At 71.5% G+C, this 19,633-nt stretch carries 18 protein-coding genes; 13 read left to right on the top strand and 5 right to left on the bottom strand.

From position 1 onward, the window contains the following. Positions 1-17: 17 nt before the first annotated feature. Genes ACWDVB_RS23000 through ACWDVB_RS23040 form a run of 9 tightly spaced genes read left to right on the top strand, consistent with a single transcriptional unit; the run spans position 18 to position 9,114 of the window. Positions 18-815: a glucose-1-phosphate cytidylyltransferase gene (locus ACWDVB_RS23000; protein WP_451518472.1), complete on the top strand. Its 798-nt coding sequence runs from the start codon at positions 18-20 to the stop codon at positions 813-815. Then, entirely contained in the window at positions 812-1,477 is a 666-nt protein-coding gene (locus ACWDVB_RS23005) for a PIG-L deacetylase family protein (protein WP_451518471.1), read from the top strand. Before ACWDVB_RS23000 ends, ACWDVB_RS23005 begins: the two co-directional genes overlap by 4 nt. A 3-nt stretch (positions 1,478-1,480) precedes the next feature. Further along, positions 1,481-2,506: an NAD-dependent epimerase/dehydratase family protein gene (locus ACWDVB_RS23010; protein WP_451518470.1), complete on the top strand. Its 1,026-nt coding sequence runs from the start codon at positions 1,481-1,483 to the stop codon at positions 2,504-2,506. Continuing rightward, positions 2,494-3,777, top strand: a complete 1,284-nt coding sequence (locus ACWDVB_RS23015) for a DUF4910 domain-containing protein (RefSeq protein ID WP_451518469.1) — start codon at positions 2,494-2,496, stop codon at positions 3,775-3,777. The genes ACWDVB_RS23010 and ACWDVB_RS23015 overlap by 13 nt, the downstream gene beginning before the upstream one ends. Continuing rightward, positions 3,774-5,066 carry a hypothetical protein gene (locus ACWDVB_RS23020; protein ID WP_451518468.1) on the top strand — a complete coding sequence of 431 codons (1,293 nt, stop codon included), beginning with the start codon at positions 3,774-3,776 and terminating at the stop codon, positions 5,064-5,066. The genes ACWDVB_RS23015 and ACWDVB_RS23020 overlap by 4 nt, the downstream gene beginning before the upstream one ends. Continuing rightward, positions 5,063-6,040: a glycosyltransferase family 2 protein gene (locus tag ACWDVB_RS23025; protein WP_451518467.1), complete on the top strand. Its 978-nt coding sequence runs from the start codon at positions 5,063-5,065 to the stop codon at positions 6,038-6,040. Before ACWDVB_RS23020 ends, ACWDVB_RS23025 begins: the two co-directional genes overlap by 4 nt. Beyond that, positions 6,037-7,233 carry a polysaccharide pyruvyl transferase family protein gene (locus ACWDVB_RS23030; protein WP_451518466.1) on the top strand — a complete coding sequence of 399 codons (1,197 nt, stop codon included), beginning with the start codon at positions 6,037-6,039 and terminating at the stop codon, positions 7,231-7,233. The genes ACWDVB_RS23025 and ACWDVB_RS23030 overlap by 4 nt, the downstream gene beginning before the upstream one ends. Continuing rightward, positions 7,230-7,781, top strand: a complete 552-nt coding sequence (rfbC, locus tag ACWDVB_RS23035) for a dTDP-4-dehydrorhamnose 3,5-epimerase (protein ID WP_451518465.1) — start codon at positions 7,230-7,232, stop codon at positions 7,779-7,781. The genes ACWDVB_RS23030 and rfbC overlap by 4 nt, the downstream gene beginning before the upstream one ends. A gap of 7 nt (positions 7,782-7,788) precedes the next feature. Then, positions 7,789-9,114 carry a glutamate-1-semialdehyde 2,1-aminomutase gene (locus ACWDVB_RS23040; RefSeq protein WP_451518464.1) on the top strand — a complete coding sequence of 442 codons (1,326 nt, stop codon included), beginning with the start codon at positions 7,789-7,791 and terminating at the stop codon, positions 9,112-9,114. A gap of 17 nt (positions 9,115-9,131) precedes the next feature. Here the strand turns inward: ACWDVB_RS23040 and ACWDVB_RS23045 are convergent, their stop codons facing one another. Then, entirely contained in the window at positions 9,132-9,794 is a 663-nt protein-coding gene (locus tag ACWDVB_RS23045) for a phosphatase PAP2 family protein (protein ID WP_451518463.1), read from the bottom strand. A 410-nt stretch (positions 9,795-10,204) separates the two neighbouring features. On the opposite strand from ACWDVB_RS23045, the gene ACWDVB_RS23050 reads away from it, so the two are divergent. From ACWDVB_RS23050 to ACWDVB_RS23060, 3 genes are all read left to right on the top strand, one after another. Beyond that, positions 10,205-11,344, top strand: coding sequence for a cytochrome P450 (locus tag ACWDVB_RS23050; RefSeq protein ID WP_451611989.1), 1,140 nt, complete (start codon positions 10,205-10,207; stop codon positions 11,342-11,344). A gap of 21 nt (positions 11,345-11,365) precedes the next feature. Further along, positions 11,366-12,856: a tryptophan 7-halogenase gene (locus tag ACWDVB_RS23055; RefSeq protein WP_451518461.1), complete on the top strand. Its 1,491-nt coding sequence runs from the start codon at positions 11,366-11,368 to the stop codon at positions 12,854-12,856. 442 nt (positions 12,857-13,298) lie between these two features. Continuing rightward, entirely contained in the window at positions 13,299-14,420 is a 1,122-nt protein-coding gene (locus ACWDVB_RS23060) for a hypothetical protein (RefSeq protein ID WP_451518460.1), read from the top strand. On the opposite strand, the gene ACWDVB_RS23065 is transcribed toward ACWDVB_RS23060, so the two are convergent. Next, positions 14,374-15,183, bottom strand: coding sequence for a GNAT family N-acetyltransferase (locus tag ACWDVB_RS23065; protein WP_451518459.1), 810 nt, complete (start codon positions 15,181-15,183; stop codon positions 14,374-14,376). The two genes, ACWDVB_RS23060 and ACWDVB_RS23065, sit on opposite strands and share 47 nt — an antisense overlap. Before the next feature lie 44 nt (positions 15,184-15,227). Continuing rightward, positions 15,228-16,085: a class I SAM-dependent methyltransferase gene (locus ACWDVB_RS23070; RefSeq protein ID WP_451518458.1), complete on the bottom strand. Its 858-nt coding sequence runs from the start codon at positions 16,083-16,085 to the stop codon at positions 15,228-15,230. Positions 16,086-16,244: 159 nt separating this feature from the next. Here ACWDVB_RS23070 and ACWDVB_RS23075 point away from each other — a divergent pair, with 159 nt between their 5' ends. Next, on the top strand, positions 16,245-17,753 hold the full coding sequence (locus ACWDVB_RS23075; RefSeq protein ID WP_451518457.1) for a N,N-dimethylformamidase beta subunit family domain-containing protein: 1,509 nt from the start codon (positions 16,245-16,247) through the stop codon (positions 17,751-17,753). On the opposite strand, the gene ACWDVB_RS23080 is transcribed toward ACWDVB_RS23075, so the two are convergent. Both ACWDVB_RS23080 and ACWDVB_RS23085 read right to left on the bottom strand, forming a co-directional pair. Continuing rightward, the gene (locus tag ACWDVB_RS23080; protein WP_451518456.1) at positions 17,701-18,438 is read right to left on the bottom strand and encodes an HAD family hydrolase; all 738 of its coding nucleotides are present in this window, start codon (positions 18,436-18,438) and stop codon (positions 17,701-17,703) included. The two genes, ACWDVB_RS23075 and ACWDVB_RS23080, sit on opposite strands and share 53 nt — an antisense overlap. A gap of 5 nt (positions 18,439-18,443) precedes the next feature. Next, the gene (locus ACWDVB_RS23085) at positions 18,444-19,607 is read right to left on the bottom strand and encodes a serine/threonine protein kinase (protein WP_451518455.1); all 1,164 of its coding nucleotides are present in this window, start codon (positions 19,605-19,607) and stop codon (positions 18,444-18,446) included. Positions 19,608-19,633: the final 26 nt, after the last annotated feature.

Genomic DNA, 19,633 nt, shown 5'->3' on the forward strand with positions numbered 1-19,633 from the left:
ATGAAAGAGGTCGCGGCATGAAGGTCGTACTGTTCTGCGGCGGTTATGGGCTGCGTATGCGCGCCGGAGCGTCCGACGACATACCCAAGCCGATGGCGATGGTCGGCCCGCGGCCGCTGATCTGGCACGTCATGCGCTACTACGCGCACTTCGGGCACACCGAGTTCATCCTGTGCCTCGGGTACGGGGCCCACCACATCAAGGACTTCTTCCTCAACTACGAGGAGACGACGTCCAACGACTTCGTGCTGCGGGGCGGGCAGACCGAGCTGCTGTCCACCGACATCGCCTCCTGGACGATCACGTTCGTACAGACCGGCATCGAGTCACCGATCGGGGAACGCCTTCGCCGGGTGCGGCACCACCTGGACGGCGACGAGATGTTCCTCGCCAACTACGCCGACGTGCTCACCGACGCCCCGCTGCCGGAGATGATCGACCGGTTCGCCCGGCGCGACGCCGGCGCGTCGATGATGGTGGTGCCGCCGCAATCGTCGTTCCACTGCGTGGAGTTGGGCGAGGACGGCCTGGTGGGAGGCATCACCGCGGTGAGCGAACTGCCGCTGTGGGAGAACGGCGGCTACTTCGTGCTCCGTCAGGAGGTCTTCGACCACATCCCGGAGAACGGGGACCTGGTCGCTGACGGATGTGCCCAACTGGCCAAGCGCGGCCGGTTGGCGGCGTACCAGCACCGCGGCTTCTGGAAGCCGACCGACACCGTCAAGGAGCGGGCCGCGCTCGACGACGCCTACACCCGGGGCGACCGCCCGTGGGCCGTGTGGGAGCGGGACGGGGCGGGGGTGGGGACCGCGTGATCCGGCTCGGGGCCGGGCGGCGCCTGGACCGGCTCGTCGCGGTGGGCGCGCACTGCGACGACATCGCCATCGGCGCCGGTGGCACGCTGCTGACGATGTGCCTCGCGCACCCGGGCATCCGCGTCGACGCGCTGGTGCTCTCCGGTGGTGGCAGCGAGCGGGAGCAGGAGGAGCAGGCCGCGCTCGCCGCCTTCTGTCCGGGCGCCGACCTGCGGCTCACCGTGCTCAAGCTGGCGGACGGCCGGCTGCCGGCGCAGTGGGACGAGGCCAAGGCCGCGGTCGAGGAGCTGCGCGAGCGGACCGAGCCGGATCTGGTCCTCGCCCCGCGCACCGATGACGCGCACCAGGATCACCGCGGCCTGGCGAAGCTGCTGACCACCGCGTTCCGCGACCACCTCGTGCTCGGCTACGAGATCGTGAAGTGGGACGGCGATCTCGGCCGTCCGGCGGCGTACCAGCCGCTGTCGCCGGAGACCGCCGAACGGAAGGTGCGGCTGCTGCAGGAGCACTACCCCTCGCAGCGGCACCGGCCCTGGTACGACCGGGAGGCCTTCCTCGGCCTCGCACGGATCCGCGGCATCGAATGCCACGCGCGCTACGCCGAGGCGTTCGCCGTCACCAAACTCACGCTCGATCTGGGCACTTCCGATCTGGGGGAATGAACCTTGCGCGTACTGCTGACCGGACATCAGGGCTATCTGGGCACCGTGATGGCCCCGGTTCTCAGCTCCGCCGGGCATGAGGTCGTCGGTCTCGACGCCGGCCTGTTCGCCGACTGCGTGCTCGGCCCGCCGCCCGCGGACCCGCCGGGGCACCGGGTGGACCTGCGCGACGTCACGGCCGAACACGTGGCCGGGGTGGACGCCGTGATCCACCTGGCCGCGCTCTCCAACGACCCGCTGGGATCGCTGGCGCCGGACCTCACCTACGACATCAACCACCACGCGTCCGTACGCCTTGCCCGGCTGGCCCGCGACGCAGGAGTGCGGCGCTTCCTGTACGCGTCGACCTGCTCGGTCTACGGCGCCGCCGGCGGCGAAGGACTGGTGGGGGAGGATGCCCCGCTGCGGCCGGTGACGCCGTACGCGGAGTCCAAGGTGCGGGTGGAGGACGATCTGCACGCGCTGGCCGACGGCGACTTCAGCCCGGTGTTCATGCGCAACGCCACCGCCTTCGGCCACTCGCCCCGGCTGCGCGCCGACATCGTGCTGAACAACCTGGTGGGCCACGCGCTCCTGTCCGGCGAGGTGCTCGTGCTCTCCGACGGCACGCCCTGGCGCCCGCTGGTGCACGCCGCCGACATCGCACGGGCCTTCGCGGCCGCGCTGACTGCGCCGCGGGAGGCGGTGCACGACCGGGCGTTCAACATCGGCAGCGAGGTCAACAACGTCACGGTCGCCGAGATCGCCGGGCAGGTCGCCGAGGCGGTGTCCGGCGCGAAGGTGCGGATCACCGGCGAGAACGGCGCCGACCCGCGGTCCTACCGGGTGGACTTCTCCCGTTTCCGCGCCGCGATTCCCGGCTTCGACTGCGAGTGGACGGTGCGGCAGGGGGCGCGCGAACTCGCCGAGGCCTACCGGAAGTACGGGCTGACCAGGGAGGACTTCGAGCGGCGCTTCACCCGCCTTGCCGTGCTGCGCGCGGCGTCCGACGCCGGTACCGTCGACGACACCCTGCGGTGGCGCCGGTGACCGCGGCCGGCGAGGAGATGCACGCGCTGGTGGAGCGGCTGTACCCGCTGTGCCGGAGCATCACCGGCGACGGCGTGCGCGCCACGCTGGAGATCGTCGACGAGTACGTTCCGCTGCGGACCCACGAGGTGCCGACCGGGACGCAGGTGCTCGACTGGACGGTGCCGCAGGAGTGGAACATCCGGGACGCGTACATCGCCGATGCCACCGGCAAGCGGGTCGTCGACTTCGGCGCGTCCAGCCTGCATGTGCTCGGCTACAGCGTGCCGGTGTCGACGACCATGCCGCTGGCCGAACTGCGCGCGCATCTGCACACCCTCCCCGACCACCCGACCTGGGTGCCGTACCGCACCAGCTACTACCAGCCGCAGTGGGGATTCTGTCTCGCCGAGGAGACCTTGGACGCGCTGCCGGACGGCGAGTACGAGGTGTGCGTCGACTCCACCCTCACCGATGGCCACCTCACGTACGCCGAGCACGTCGTCCCCGGGCAGGTCCCCGACGAGGTGATCGTCTCCTGCCACGTCTGCCACCCGTCGCTGGCCAACGACAACCTGGCCGGCATCGCGGTGGCGACGTTCCTGGCCCGGGCGCTGGCGGAGACGACGCCGTACTACACCTACCGGTTCGTCTTCGCGCCCGGCACCATCGGGGCGATCACCTGGCTGGCCCGCAACAAGGAGCGGATCGAGCGGGTCAAGCACGGGCTCGTGCTGGCCTGCGCGGGCGACCGGGGCCAACTGACGTACAAGCAGAGCAGGAGCGGCGACGCGCAGATCGACCGGGTGATGCGGCACGTCCTTGCCGCCTCCGAACGCCCGCACCACATCACCGAGTTCACTCCGTACGGCTACGACGAGCGGCAGTTCTGCTCGCCCGGATTCGACCTCGGCGTGGGCTCGCTCAGCCGGACCCCGTACGCCGGTTACCCCGAGTACCACACCTCGGCGGACAACCTGGACTTCGTCTCCCCGGAGGCGATGGAGGACACGCTCGCCGTCTGCCGCGAGGCGTTCGCCGTCCTCGACCGCGACCGGCGGTACGTGAACCTCAGCCCCTACGGCGAACCACAGCTGGGCCGACGCGGGTTGTACGACTCGCTGGGCGGCCGCAGCGACGCGAAGCAGGCCCAGATGGCCATGCTCTGGGTACTCAACCTCTCCGACGGCGAGCACGCTCTGCTGGACGTCGCCGAGCGGTCCGGGCTGCCGTTCGACACCGTCGTCGCCGCGGCCGACGCCCTGCACGGTGCCGGGCTGCTCAAGGCATGACGCCGATGACCACCGGGAGGCAGAAGACGGCCCGGCCCACCGCCAGGCGGGCCGTCGTCGGCCGGCTGTCCTGGGGCCTCGCCGACCAGGCGGCCTCCAGCATGTCCAACTTCGTGGTGGGGATCTACGTGGCACGCTCGCTGGGGCTTGCCGCGTTCGGCGTGTTCAGCCTGGCCTGGGTGACGTACGGCGTGGTGCTCAGCGTCTCCCGCGGCCTCGCCACCGACCCGCTCGTGGTGCGCTTCAGCGGTGTGCCGGACGCGTCCTGGCGCGGGGCGGTGGCCCGGTCGTCGGGTACCGCGCTCGGCGTCGGTGCCGCCATCGGCGCGGTCAGCCTGGTGGTCGGCCTCGCGCTCGGCGGCCGCGTGGGGACCGCGTTCGCCGGTCTCGGCGTCATGCTGCCGGGGCTGCTGCTGCAGGACGCCTGGCGGTACGCGTTCTTCGCCGCCGGGGCCGGGCGCAAAGCGTTCGTCAACGACCTCGTGTGGGGCGTCGCGCTCGTCCCGGCCATGGTGGTGGCGGCCCGTGTGGGCAGCGTGGCCGCGTACGTGCTCGCCTGGGGCGCGTCCGCCGCGGTGGCCGCGGTGTACGGCTGCTTCCAGTCCGGCATCCGGCCCCGGCTGACCGGAGCCCGCGAGTGGGTTCGCGAGCACCGCGACCTCGGCTACCGGTATCTGGTCGAGAACACCTGCGTCAGCGGGGCGAGCCAGCTGCGGGCGTACGGGCTCGGCGCGATCGTCGGGGTCAGCGCGGTGGGTGTCATCCGGGGCGCGGAACTCCTGCTCGGCCCGTTCCTCGCCGTGCTGATGGGTCTGTCGCTGGTCACCGTCGCGGAGGCGGCACGGGTGGTGCGGCGGGCCCCGCACCGGCTCGGCGCCTTCTGCCTCCTCCTCGGCGGCGCGCAGGCCGTCGCCGCGCTGCTCTGGGGCGGGGCGCTGCTCCTTGTGCCGGACCGGCTCGGCGAGTTCGTGCTCGGCGGCGTCTGGAGCTCCGCCTCGGAGCTCATCGTGCCGGCCGCGCTCGGCGTCGCGGGCGCCGGGCTCGGCACCGGCGCGGCGGCCGGGCTTCGCGCGCTCGGCGCGGCCCGGCGCAGCCTGCGCAGCCAGCTGTACGCGTCCGCCTGCTATGTCGGCGGCGGGCTCGGCGGGGCGGCCGTGGCCGGCACGGTCGGCTCGGCCTGGGGCGTCGCCGCCGCGACCGTCAGCGGCTCGGCCGTGTGGTGGCTGCAGCTGCGGTCCGCCCTGCGTGAGCGCCACCGCGACTCCCTTCCCGAAGTGAGGACCTCATGACCACCGCGCAACCCAGGCTGAGCATCGGCCTGCCCGTGTACAACGGCGAGGAGTACCTCGCCGAGGCGCTCGACGCCCTGCTCGGCCAGACCTACGAGGACTTCGAGCTGGTCGTCTCCGACAACGCCTCGACCGACGGGACCCAGGACATCTGCCGCCGGTACGCCGCGCGGGACTCGCGCGTCCGGTACATCCGGCTGCCCCGGAACATCGGCGCGGCACCGAACCACAACCATGTGTTCACCGAGTGCCGCGGCGAGCTGTTCAAGTGGGCGTCGCACGACGACCTGTACGCCCGGGACCTGCTGCGGCGCTGCGTATCGGCCCTTGACGAGCGGCCGGACGTGGTCCTCGCGCACTCCGGCCAGGCGGTCATCGACGGCGAAGGCCAGGTGAAGGTCCCGTACGAGTACGGGCTCGCCACCGACTCGCCGCACGCGCCGGAGCGCTTCCGCAGTCTGCTGTTCGAGCCCGGTGGCGACGACTTCTACGGCGTCATGCGGGCCGACGTGCTGCGCCGGGTGAAGCCGCACGACAGCTACCACCACGCGGACCGCACGTTCGTCGCCGAGATCGTCCTGCACGGGCCCTTCCACCAGGTGCCGGAGCTGCTGTACTTCCGCCGCGACCACCCCACCCGCGCCGAGCGCGCGAACCCGGGCAAGCGCTCCCGGTGCGTCAACCTGGACCCGCGCCGGGCAGGCCCGCTGCACCCGACGCCCCGGCTGCTCGCCGAGTACGTCTGGGGCTTCGTCGCGGCGATCCGGCGGGCACCGCTGTCCACGGCCGACCGGCGCGCGTGCTACCGCCACCTGGCCGCGTGGATGGCCAGCCGGGTCCGGCCGGGCGCCGGTGAGCGGGTCGAGGACCGCGCCCCGGCCGACCCGGCCGAGCTGACGGTCTCCGTCGACGCCCTCGTGGCCGGGCGTGAAGGCCGTGCAGGTCGTGCAGGTCATACAGGGGGGCAGGCGTGAACGCTGCCCACGTCGGGGTGTTCGGGCTGCTCGGCTCCGGCAACCTCGGCAACGACGGGTCCCTTGAGGCCGTGCTCGGGTACCTCCGCGCCGAGCACCCGGAGGCGGTCGTGGACGCGCTGTGCGGCGGGCCCGAGGTCGTCGCGGCCCGGTACCGGATCCCCGCGACGCGGCTGCACTGGTACCGCGGGGAGTACCGGACCGCGTCACGGGCGGGCGCGATCGCGGGCAAGGGTCTGGGCAAACTCGTCGACGCCTTCCGCACCGCCGCCTGGGTGCGCCGGCACGACGTGGTGATCGTGCCGGGCATGGGCGTCCTGGAGGCCACGCTGCCGCTGCGGCCGTGGGGCTTCCCGTACTCGCTGTTCCTGCTCTGCGCGAGCGGCCGGCTGTTCGGCACCCGGGTCGCGCTGGTCGGTGTCGGCGCCGCCGCGATCGGCAACCGGCCGACCCGGGCCCTGGTGCGCTGGTCGGCGCGGCTTGCCGCGTACCGGTCGTACCGGGACTCCCTGTCCCGCGACGCGATGAGGGCGATGGGCGTGGACACCGCGCGCGACGAGGTCTACCCGGACCTCGCGTTCGCCCTGCCCGCACCTGCTGCCGCCGCGTCCCCTGGCACGGTCTGCGTCGGTGTCATGGACTTCCACGGCGGCGACGACGACCGCGCCCGGGCCGAGGAGATCCACCGGCGCTACCTCGACGGGACGATCCGTTTCGTCCGCGCGCTGGTCGAGGACGGCAGGCCGGTCCGGCTGCTCACCGGCGACGACTGCGACGCGCCGGTGGTCGCCGCGATCCTCGACGCGGTGGACTCACCGCTGGTCACCGCCGCCGAGGCCGCCTCCCTCGCCGACCTGATGAAGGAGATGGCCGCTGCCGACACCGTGGTGGCGACCCGGTACCACAACCTGATCTGTGCGCTGAAGGTCGGCACGCCGACGCTCGCCGTCAGCTATGCGGCGAAGAGCGACGCGCTCATGGACCGCATGGGCCTCGGCGCGTACTGCCATCCGGCCCGCGAGGTCGACGCCGACCGGCTGCTCGAACAGTTCCGGGCCCTGGAAAAACGCGCGGCGGAGCTGCGCCGGACCCTCACCGAACGCAACGAGGCCGCCGCCCGGCATCTCGCCCGCCAGTTCGCCGCGTTGACCACGGCCCTGTTCCCGTCGACCGCCCCGCAGGAGAGCCGATGAAAGCCACCGAAGTCCCGGCGATCGCCGGGGCATACTTGTTCGAGCCGACGCCGTACGCCGACGAGCGCGGTTTCTTCTGCCGCACCTTCGACGCCGACGTGGTCCGCTCGGTGGGCCTCGACCCGGACTCCTTCGTCCAGGACAGCCTGTCCCGCTCGGTCCGGGGCGTGCTGCGCGGCCTGCACCTGCGCTCCGGGGCCGGCGAGGCCAAGCTGGTGCGGTGCTCGTACGGGGAGATCTTCGACGTCGTCGTGGATCTGCGGACGGACTCCCCGACGTACCGCAACCGCGCCTTCTTCGAGCTGTCCGGCGAGACGCAGACGACCCTGTACATCCCGGCGGGGTGCGCGCACGGCTTCCAGGCGCTGACCGGAACCGCTGACATCTCGTACCGGATCGACCGCCCGCACGATCCGGCCGAGGACGTGACGATCGCCTTCGACGACCCGGAACTGGCCATCCCCTGGCCGCTGCCGGTCACATCGATGTCCCGACGGGACCGGGAGGCGCCCGGCCTCGCCGAAGCCCTGAAGCAGAGAGAGAGCTGAAGTCGGCGTGGACACTGAGGAGTTCCTCCTGCCCCGGTCGCGGCTGGCCAACGAGCGGCTGCACGCCATGATCCCCGGGGGCGCGCACACCTACGCCAAGGGCGACGACCAGTACCCCGAGGACCTGGCCCCGGTCATCAGCCACGGCCGCGGCGCCCACGTGTGGGACATCGACGGCAACCGCTACATCGAGTACGGCTCCGGTCTGCGGTCGGTCAGCCTCGGCCACGCCCACCCACGCGTGATCGAGGCGGTGCGGCGGCAACTCGACCGCGGCTCCAACTTCGTCCGGCCGTCCATCGTGGAGGTCGACGCCGCGGAACGCTTCCTGGCCACCGTGCCGACCGCCGAGATGGTGAAGTTCGCGAAGAACGGCTCCGACGTCACCACCGCCGCGGTGCGCCTCGCCCGCGCCGTCACCGGGCGCCCGAGGGTGGCGATCTGCGGCGACCATCCGTTCTTCTCCGTCGACGACTGGTTCATCGGCACCACGCCGATGTCCGCCGGCATCCCGGCGGCGACCACCGAACTCACCGTGTCGTTCCCTTACGGGGACCTGGCCGCCACGGAGGAGCTGCTCACCCGGTACCAGGACGAGGTCGCCTGCCTGATCCTCGAACCCGCCACCCACACCGAGCCCCCGCCCGGATACCTCATGGGCCTGCGCGAGCTGGCCGACCGGCACGGCTGCGTACTGGTCTTCGATGAGATGATCACCGGCTTGCGCTGGTCCGAGGCGGGCGCCCAGGGCCTGTACGGCGTCGTCCCCGACCTCTCCACGTTCGGCAAGGCGCTGGGCAACGGGTTCGCCGTCTCCGCGCTGGCCGGGCGCCGCGAGCTGATGGAGCGGGGCGGGCTGCGCCACTCCGGCGACCGGGTGTTCCTGCTGTCCACCACACACGGCGCGGAAACGCACTCGCTGGCGGCCGCGATGGCCGTGCAGACCACCTACGTCGAGGAGGGCATCACCGCGCGGCTGCACGCCCTCGGCGAGCGGTTGGCCGCCGGTGTCCGCTCCGCCGCGGCGAGCATGGGCGTCGGCGACCACATCGTCGTCCGGGGCCGGGCCAGCAACCTGGTCTTCGCCACCCTCGACGAGAACGGGCAGCCGTCGCAGCGGTACCGCACCCTGTTCCTGCGCCGGCTCCTCGCGGGCGGGGTGCTCGCCCCGTCGTTCGTGGTGAGCAGCGCGCTCGACGACGCCGACATCGACCGCACCGTCGACGTGGTGGCCCAGGCATGTGCGGTGTACCGGAAGGCGCTGGACGCCGCTGACCCCACCCCCTGGCTGGCCGGGCGACCGGTGAAACCCGCGTTCCGCCGCCTGGCGTGACGTGAGTTGACGTGGTGTCAGCGGTGCTGCGGCCGACGGGCCTCTGCCATCCGGTCGACCAGCCACGCCGTCGCCGGAACCACCGCCAGCGCGGTGCACCAGCCGCCGAGGACGTCGGTCGGGTAGTGCGCGCCCAGCGCGACCTGCGCCCAGCCCATGGCGGCACCGGCGACCAGCGCCGCGGCGAGCACGAGTAACGCTCCGGCCGTCCTGCCGAGGCCGAGCCGGCCGGTCGCGAGCAGCGCCACGATGAGGGCGAGCGCGGTGAGGAAAGCGGTGTGCCCGCTCGGGTACGACAGGTTGCCGTCGCCGTGGATGGTGCGCCCCACCAGGGACTTGAGCAGCGTCGTCGTCCCCACGGTCAGGCCGGCCCCGGCGACGACGAGCACCACCGCGCGAGGATGCCGAAGCAGCAGGCAGCCCGTCACTGCGGCCACGACCAGCATCGCCGCTCCCGCGGGCTCCGCCAGGAAGTCCGTGGCCAGAGCGGCGTTCCGCCACGGCGGCCGCACACTGTCCGCCGTCGGCCGGATGATCCACCTGTCCGCCCTGCCGGGCTCGCTGTGACCGGCGTACAGGACCCCGAGCGCGACGACCATGAGCGTGGCGAGGGCCGCGACCGGCCCGAGCCACGCGCGTAGCGGTGGGGGCAGCACCGCGGGCGCCGGCCTGCCGGTCACACTCCCACCGCGCCCGGTCGGCCTGCGGTAACTGATGCGATGCACCTCCCCGTACCCCCGTACCCTCCCCCACCGTCGGGGCTGCTCAGGGTAGTTGGCTTCAGGGACGCCGGGAAACGGGATGCGGCGGGGGCACCCCACGGGTGCGCGGTCGCACCCCCGCACGGCCGCCGTGCGGCCGCCGCGCACCCGGTTCGTCAGCATCGGTGGTTTGTGCGCGGCATCGGATCGGTGTGCGGCGCCAAGGGTATGCAGGAAGCCATCACCACGTGTGTCGCCGAGGCACCACGTGTGCCGCCGAGGAGCGTGGAAGGATGCCGTGCCCGTCTGACCTGCCCTATCCGGACCCCGAGCCTTATCCGGACCCCGAGGAAACCGTTCGGCCCTTTCCGTCTCCTCCGCCAGGCAGCATGGGCCCGCCCGCGGAGTACCGGCTTCTGCGCCAGGGATGTCCGGTCGCCAGGGTCAGGACGCCCTTCGGCGCCCCGGCGTGGTTCGTGACCCGATACGAGGACGTGCGCGACCTGCTGGCGGACAGCCGGTTCATCCGGCCGACCATCGAGGACCAGCCCGCGACCGCGGACGCGACGGGCGCTCCCGGCCTCGTCACCATGATGGAGCTGGAGGGCCCGCAGCACACGGCCCTGCGGCAAGCCCTGGCCACTTCGCTCAGCGTCCGCTCCGTGCGGTGGACGCGGCCGGCCGTACGCGCCACCGCCGACCGGTTGCTGGCGGACCTCGCCGCCTCGGGGCCGCCCGGCGACCTGGTGGGCGGCTTCTGCGAGCCCTTCCCTCTGCTGGTGATGTGCGATCTCGTGGGCATCCCCTTCGAGGACCGCGACTTCTTCCTCCCCTTGGCGGACGACGCCCTCGGCGCACTGGTCACTCTCGAAGAGGGCCGCCGGGCCGCCCCCTTGCTGCGCGCCTACATGACGGACCTGCTGGGGCGCCTTCGGCGCGGGCGCGCCCCCGGCCACGGGATTCTCTCCCAGCTGCTCCGCGCCCAGGACAACGGGGAGTTGGAGGAGGAGAGCGTCCTGGCCTTCGGCCTGTCGATGCTCGTCGCCGGCTACCGCACCACAACGATGTTCCTCGCCAACGCCGCGCTGACCCTCCTGGCCGAACCGGACCGTTACACGCGGCTCCTGCGCGACCGGTCGGCCCTGCCCGTCGCGGTCGAGGAGCTGCTGCGCTTCCTCCCCGTACAGAACGGTGTCGTCGTCCTCCAGGCCACGGAGGACGTCACCCTCCACGGACGCACCATCCGCGCCGGAGAGGCCGTGCTGCCGGTGCTGGCCGCGGCCAACCGGGACGAGCACGTCTTCGCGGAGCCGGACCGGTTGCTCCTGGACCGCGCCGACAACCCGCACCTGGCGTTCGGCCGGGGCCCGCACAACTGCGTCGCCGCGCACCTCGCCCGCACCCAGATGAGCGTCGCTCTGGAAGCACTGCTCGACCACTTCCCCGGCCTGCACCTGACCGGACAGCCCCCCACGTGGGACGACGACTCGCCCATCAGGTCACCGCTCAGCCTGCCGGTGGCCTGGTGACCGCCCAGAGAGAAGGTCTCCATGACGAGTACGCGTACCGAACAGTTCGATGTCGCCGTGGTCGGCGGCGGCCCCGGAGGTTCCACGGCCGCCGCACTGATCGCCAAGGCGGGACACGACGTACTGCTCCTCGAACGCGAGCACTTCCCGCGCTACCAGATCGGGGAATCCCTCCTGCCGGCGACCGTGCACGGCATCGGCCGCCTGCTCGGAGTGGAGGACGCGCTCCACGCGGCGGGCTTCGTCCGCAAGCACGGGGGAACGTTCCGTTGGGGAAAGGCGCCGGAACCGTGGACGTTCTCCTTCGCGGAATCGCCCGGCCTCGGTTCCGAGAAGGGGTACGCCTACCAGGTCGAGCGCACCAAGTTCGACGCGCTGCTGCTCGACCACGCCCGCCACGTCGGAGCGCAGGTTCGGGAAGGCTGCACCGTGCGCCGTCTCGGCCGCGACGAGAACGGCCGCGTCGACGGCCTGACCTACCGGACGCCGGACGGCCAGGACCGGCACATCCGTGCCCGCTGGGTCGTCGACGCCTCCGGCAACACCGGACGGCTCCACGCCGCGGCCGGCGGCGAGCGGGTGTTCTCCCCTCTCTTCCGCAACGTCGCGGTGTTCGGCTACTTCGAAGGCGGCCGCCGGCTGCCACCACCGAACCGGGGGAACATCCTGTGCGCCGCCTTCGACGCCGGATGGCTCTGGTACATCCCCCTCAGCGACCGGCTCACCAGCGTCGGCGCCGTCATCCGCCGCGAGCACGCCGCCCGGGTCCAGGGGGACCCCGAACAGGGCCTGGCCCGGCTGGTCGCCCAGTGCCCGCCCGTACGGGACATGCTGGTCGACGCCCGGCGCGTCACGGAGGGAACGTACGGAAAGGTGCGCGTCCGCAAGGACTACTCCTACTGCAACACCCGGTTCTGGGCGCCCGGAGTGGCGCTCGTCGGTGACGCCGGGTGCTTCATCGACCCCGTCTTCTCCTCCGGGGTCCACCTGGCGACCTACTCGGCCATGCTGGCGGCCCGGTCGGTCAACAGCGTGCTCGGTGACGGGATGGACGAGCGGCGCGCCTTCGAGGAATTCGAGAGCCGCTACCGGCGTGAGTACTCCGTCTTCCATGACTTCCTCGCCGCCTTCTACAACATGGAGGCCGAAAAGGACGGCTACTTCTGGCAGGCCCACAAGGTGACCGGGGGTCAGGCGGACGCCACGGTCTCGTTCGTCAACCTGGTGGGAGGCGTGGCGTCGAAGGACCGCGTGCTCATCGACTCCGAGGCCTTCGCCGACCGCCTCGGGACGGCTGCCCGCGTGCTCGACGCGACGGCCCACGACTACCAGGCGAACCCCGACGGTGACCCGTGGGACGAATGCCCCATGCTGGCCGACGCCTTCACCGAGAGCGACTTGCTCGCCGAGCGGGGAGTCGCGGGAGGCGACTTCGCGGAGAGCGGTCCGCTGCGTCCGGGCGGCCTGGTGGCCACCGCTGACGGGATCCACTGGGCGGAGCCCGGCGCGTAGACGCGGGGAGTCTTCCTTCGGATGCGGGCGTCTTCCTCGGATGCGGGCGTCTTCCGTGAGCCGACGGCTCTCCCTATCCTCGATGCAGGCGGCACGCGTCGTGAGATGGGTGGCATATGGGACGAGCCCGGCCGGTCTTGCTGCTCGCGCTCGCTCTGCTCCTCTCGGCTCTGGGTGTGACGGCCGTTCACTGGGTCTTCCTCCCTCCTTTCGTGGTCCGGGTCCTGGCCGACGCCCTCGTGGGGCTCTGTTGGCTGAGCGCCGCCCCGTTTCTCTTCCTGCGGGCGCTCCGGCGGTCCGACGAGAGGCCGCATGAGCCCCGCTCACCCTCCGATCCCACCGAGAATCAAGCCGCTGTCCAGTTCCGGACCGACTCGGACGCCATCGCCAGGTCCCGCTGGCGCTCCAAGGGCCGGCCGTGACATCCGAACACAGGAGCTCAATGGTGTCCGTGTCCGCAGTACGCATCAGCTCGGCCGTCATGACCCACCCTGTACGCAAGGACCAGGCGGAGGAGCTGGCCGACCGCCTGGGGCTCGGAGGGCTGGCCCTGGACCCGGATCCGGACGGCACGCCGTCGGCGCTGCGGACGGCACTGGTGGCGTGGGCGGCGGCCGAGTCCGGGGCGACCCACCATCTGGTGGTGCAGGACGATGTCGCCGCGCCACCCGGACTGCTGGACCTCGTCGCCCGCTGCGTGGCCCGGTTCCCCCGCGAGGCCCTGGTGTTCTACACCAACTGGCACGCACGCAACGGCGCCGCGTCACGGCTCGCCGCGCTGGCCGGAGCCGCCTGGGTGCGCGCCGTCCCGGAAGAGTTCACTCCGTCCCTGGCCATCTGTCTGCCGACGGACGAAGCCGCGGAGTTCCGCGCGTTCGCCCGGGACAGCTCGGAGCGCCACGACGACGAGATGCTGTCCGTCTTCTTCCGCGCTCGGAGCCGGATGGGTCTGCTCGCGGTCCCCAACGTGGTGGAGCACATCGGTACCAGCAGCATCAACGGACACGCGGCACAAGGCATACGACTCGCCGCCTGCCCTATGGACGCCGCCGGCGCCGAGGGGATGCTGCGCGGCGGGTGGGTCCTGGAGGAGCCGGGTCTGCTGCCTTACATGCGGTACGGCGAGGGCTATCTGCGGCCGGCCTGTCAGGAGGCCGCGGCGGACGGCCGACGCGAACACGTACGGTGGCATGACGCGTTGCCCGTGACCGGGCTGACGGAAGAGCGCGTCCGGGACGTGGTCGGCGAAGAGATGCCGTCCGATCTGACCGCCGGTGTGTCCCGGCTCTTCGGTGCCCTCTTCGCGGAGGAGCTGTGGACCCACTGTCTGCTCCTCGGCCGCCAGGCAGCGGACGCCGCTCGTCGGCACGCGCCCCCGGGCGGCGCGGACACCGCGGCCCTCACCAGGCTGAGGCAGGCCGCCGTGTCCACCGTCGGGCCCGCCGGTCTGCCCGCCGAACGCCGCCCCGAGGCCGGGCCGGCGCAGAGGCGGCTGATGGCGGAGTTCGCCTGGACCGCTATCCGGTGCGGGGAACGGCTCCTGGACGACCGACGTCCTGAATGACCTCGTGGGCGACCCCACGAGTGACGTCGTGGGTGATCCACACGCCCGGCTCCCAGTAAGTGCCCAGATCCCGCCCGCGGTCGATGCTCAGGGTGGCGAGGCCACCGGGGAAGACGTACTCACCGTCGCCCGGGAGCGGCAGCCCCGTCCAGCTCTCCCACTCGCCGACCGTCCCGGTGATCCGCGACGAGCGCGCGGAGGCAGCGGCGACGGCGCCCCCGGCACCGACCTGCGTACGGATCCACGGGTCGAAGGGCGAGCCGTCGTCGCGGGTCCAGGCGGCGTAGCGCTCGATCGGTATGAGCGGGTACCGCTCCTTCCAGGTGGGCCGGACCGGCACGATCACCGTGCCGAGCGCCGCGGCGCGCGCGGTCGCCGCCATCTGGTCCAGGAGCACCTTCGACAGCCCCTTGCCCTGGTGGGCCGCCGCGACCTCGATTCCCAGGGCGCACAGCACGTCCGGGTCGCGCCCGGCGTCGCGTTCCTCGAAGGCCAGCGCGATGGAGTGGTCGAGACCGGGTCCGAGCCCTTCTGCCGTGCCGTCCCAGGTACGGGGCAGGGAGCGGCCCGCGCCGACGATCTCGTCGCTCCCGTCGTCGTACAGGACGAACTGGTAGTCGCCGAAGTCCTCGAACAGGCGGTTCCAGTAGTCGCCGTTGATGTCGCCGTGAAGGTTGTACTCCGGTACGACTCCGGCGAACTGTTCAGGGATGCGGTCCCACAGTTCCGGTCGTTCCGAGTGACGCACCACAACGAGGGGCATGGGGGCCGGGCTCCTCTCCTCAGGTCTCTTCCGGTGGTGCGGGCTCAGGCCGGGACGGCCGCTTCCCAGACGATGACCAAGGGGATGCCGTCCCAGGCGGCGCGGGCCGCGTCGGCGATGTACTCCTCGTAACCACCAGGGGCGAGCCGTCCGTTGAAGAGGGGCTCGTCACAGCCGAGCACGGTGAGGCCGGACCGCCTGAAGGCCGCCAGGTAGCGGCTGGGCAGATGGACGTGATTGCGGACGAACGCCAGGCGCTCGGGTCCGTGGACGAACAGACACTGTCCCTGGAGCGAGATGACGAAGGGGTGCATGTCGGAGATGACGATCCGCCCGCCCGGCCGGACGACCCGCGCCAGTTCGGAGATGCCCGCGGAGAGGTCCGGCAGGTGCGTCATCGCCAGTGAGCACACGGCGAGATCGACGGAGTCGTCGTCGAGGGGGAGGTTCTCCAGATGCCCGACGCGGTACTCGGCGTCGGGCGCGTGGCCGCGGGCCTTCTCCAGCATCTGTGGCGACTGGTCCACCCCGATGGTGCGGTAGCCGCGCGAGGTCAGGGCCAGCGTCTGCCGGCCGGTGCCGCAGGCGGCGTCGAGCGCGGTGCCGCCCGCCCCGCCTGCCCGGCCCCGGTCGAGGAGGGCGTGCACCACCGGCTCCTCCACCTCGATGTAGGAGCTGGGAAGGGAGTCGTAGACGGCGGACCAGGCCGCGTAACCGTCCGCCGCGTCCAGCTCCCCGACGGCCGCCCCGCCGTCCGGCAGCGGCGCGTCGCCGACGGCGAACCGGCGGATGTCCTCGACCCGTTCCCGCAGGAACTTCTCGTCCCCGTCGATGGCGTGGCGCAGCAGCGCCAGACCCTCAATTCCCAGAACCAGCTCCCGTACGCGGAATTCACCGCTCATTCGGCTGCCCCTCACTGATCAGTGGAAGGTTCTGCGTCGGCTTCCGCACTACCCCACCGGCGGATAACAGAGTCGACCGGCCGGGTCTTGTGTCCAGAAGGGGCCCAGGAGTGGCCGGTTCGCGCCGTGCCGTTGTCGAATCATCGGCGGCCGCCTAATATGACGGGCCGACGCGATCCAGGGGGCAGTGTGATAGAAGGCTACGTCGGCCGCGAAAGCGTCACCGCAGGCGATTGCCTGTTCCTCCACGTCTCGACGGACGCCCCTCTTTTCCGGGTGCGTTTTTACCGGCTCGGAAAGGAGCTGGACTTCGTCGGAGAATCGGCGTGGAAGCCTGGAACGCTTCATTCACCTCCGGCCCACCCCGATGGGCATCCCGGGAGGGCCTCCCCCGCCGTCGACTGGGAGTGGCCCGCTGTCTCCTTCCCCATCCCGGGTGATTGGAATACGGGCATCCACCTCGTCCAGTTCATCGAGGGAGAGTCGGGCGGGGAGGAGTACGCGGAATGCGCGCCTCGCTTGGATTCCGACAGCATCGAGGGGTTCGAGCGGGAATTCTTCGTGGTCCGGCCGCGGTATCCGGGCCGACGCTCACGCATCCTCTACAAGAAATCCACCTTCACCCGGCACGCGTACAACAGGTCGGACCGGCGGGGCGAGGAGCGGGCCGCCAGCCTCTACGACAATCCGGTGTACCAGCGGGGCGGCGACGGCGCACCACGCGGCCACAAGATCAGCCTGCACCGGCCGGGCGGCGTCATCGACCTCGCGTACTGGGACGCCCCCTTCATCTCATGGCTCGAACGCAACGACTACGCCGTCGAATACTGCACAGACCTCGACCTGCATGAAGATCCCGATTTCCTTGCGCCCTACGATCTGCTGCTCAGCGTCGGACACGACGAATACTGGAGCGCGGCGATGCGCGCCCACGTGGAGCAGTTCGTACGCGACCGGGGAAACGTCGCCTTCCTGAGCGCCAACACCTGCTGGTGGCGCGTCCACCCGACCGACGGAAACACCGCCTTCGTGTCGGACACCGACCACCATGTGGGCGACGTGTATCCCCATCTGCCCGCAACCGACCTTTGGTGGCGTCCTGACCCCGAAGGTGTCGGAGAGCCGGAGAACGGGCTCACCGGAGTCAGCTTCCGCAACGGTGGGATGTGGCCGAGCAGCGAATGGCCGGGAGACCGGCCCCGCGCCGGATACACCGTGCAGCATGCCGATCACTGGATCTATGAGGGCACCGGGCTGCGCGACGGCTCCGACGGGGGGATTCCCGACGCGCTCGGTGCCGGAACTCCCCTCATCGGTTACGAGTGCGACGGTGCCGCGTTCGCCTACGACAGCGACGGAATCGCGTGGGCGACGGGAATCGACGGAACGCCGGAATCCTTCCTTATTCTCGGCATCCATGTCCTCGACCCCGTCCACGAGGATTTTCACCATTTCAAGTGGGGGCACTGGAACGGCGCGGTGCGCGAGCCCGCGATCACGAGTCCGCGCGCCGCCACCATGGGCCTGTACACCGCGGGTGGCACGGTGTTCACCGCCGGCACCACCGACTGGCCCGTCGTCTGCGGCCGGGAACAGGACCCGGGAGTCGTACGCGTCACCCGCAACCTGCTGGACCGGCTGACGCACCGGTCACCAGCGGAGCGGTGAGCTCCCGCAGGCCGGTGATCCGCGCCGCCCCCGGCGGGAGGGGCGGCGCCACGCCTTCCACCGCGCGGTCCGGCCGCCACAGATGCACGGCGCGCATGCCCGCGGCCAGCGGGCCCTCCACATCGGGCCCCCAGATGTCACCGACGAACAGGGCCTGCTCCGACCGCAGGCCACAGCGGTCGAGCACCGCCCGGTAGGCCAGCGGGTGCGGCTTGCGCGCCCCCGCCTGCGCCGAGCTGACCACCACATCGACCAGCCCGGCCAGGCCCACCTCGTCGAGGCACCGGTCGAGATCCCAGAACCAGTTGGAGCAGACGGCGACCAGCAATCCCCGCTCACGCAGATCAGCCAGCACGTCGGGCACATCGTCGAAGAGCGCGAGCCGGATGTCTTTCATCGCCCGGTCCAACTCCGCTACCAGCCCGGCCAGTTCACGCTCGGGCACCCCGCAGGCGCGCGCCCTGCGTCGGAGCCGCTCCCGCTCCCAGGCCGTGTACGCCTCCTCGCTGACGGAGTGAGCCGTGTGCTCCTCGCCCTCGCGCGGCCCCACCGACCACTGGTCGCCCCAGCGGTCGCCCTGCTCCGTCAGACCTCTGCGGGCGAAGATCGCCCGGTGGCTGGGCGGCAGCGGCGGGACCATCCGCACGAGAGTGCCGTAGAAGTCGAAGATCACTGCCCGGACCACGTCGTTCAGAACCGTCCGTACCGGCGGGGGAAGTAGTCCTCCAGCGTCCCCTCGCGCTCGATGTCGACCGTCGAGCAGTGCAGGCCACCGCCGAACGGGCCCACCGCGCGGAACGGCACCGGGACGATCTCGAACCCGTACGACGAGAGCTGGTCGGCCAGGCGCACCTCGTTCTCCTCGACGCACAGGGTGTCGTGGTCGAGGTTGAGCATGTTCGCCGCCAGCCAGGGGCTGCAGAAGGAGAGCTTCGGCGGGTGGTCCCAGCTGGCCGGCTGGACCGCTTCGACGACCTCCCAGTCGTTGAGCTTGAAGAACTCCATCAGTTCGGCGTCGGCGAGCCGCTCACCGCAGTGCAGGACGAGACCGGGGCGCAGCGGCACCCAGGTGGAGTCGATGTGCAGCGGATGGGTGTTGGTCGAGGTCACCGCGTGCACCCGGTGGTCGGGGAAGTGCCGCGTCAGCCAGTCGTATCCGCCGCGGTTGGTGACGAACGACAGCTGGACGAACAGGTCCTTGCCGAAGCGCGCCACGTCGGCGGCGTCGAACAGCGGCTCGGCCTCGGTGAGCACCAGGTCGTAGTCGCGCACTCGCGCGAGCTGTTCCTCGGTCGTCAGTTCGTTGAACACGTCCCAGAAGCCGGGCTTGTAGGAGGCGTCCGTCAGCCGCGGTTTGGGCGCCGCCTCCCAGCGCATCCTCGCGTCACCGTCGAACAGCCGTTGCAGCACCGGCCGGTAGCAGAGGTACTCGAACCAGCGGCTGCGGTACGACATGGTCGCTTCCAGGACCTCGTTGCCCACGGTCAGCAGGAGGTCCCTGGGAGGCATGCAGCCGAACATCGAGTCGTGCGTCCACTCGGGCGTCGACACGGCCTGCGTGAAGTCGAGGGGCGTCGGGCGGTCCACGCGGATGCCCCGCCGTTCCAGCAGCGCGGCGAAGTCGTCGAGCTGTTCGTCGGCTTCGGCCACCATGTCCGGCGGCATGGGCCCGTACGTGCCGAGGGGGAAACCGTCGTCCGGGTAGTCGCGTCGTACCGCGTGCTCGGGTGCCTGCACCACGGTGCCTTCGGCCCGCCCGACGATGACATGCCGAAGCGGGTCCCAGCCGTTCCAGGAGTTGACCCGTAAGGGCCGGGTGCCGGAATCGGTGGAAGTCGTCCTCTGCTCGGTCACGTACTCACCCTTCGATGGGGGGCATG

It is taken from the genome of Streptomyces sp. NPDC003379 (assembly GCF_053589195.1).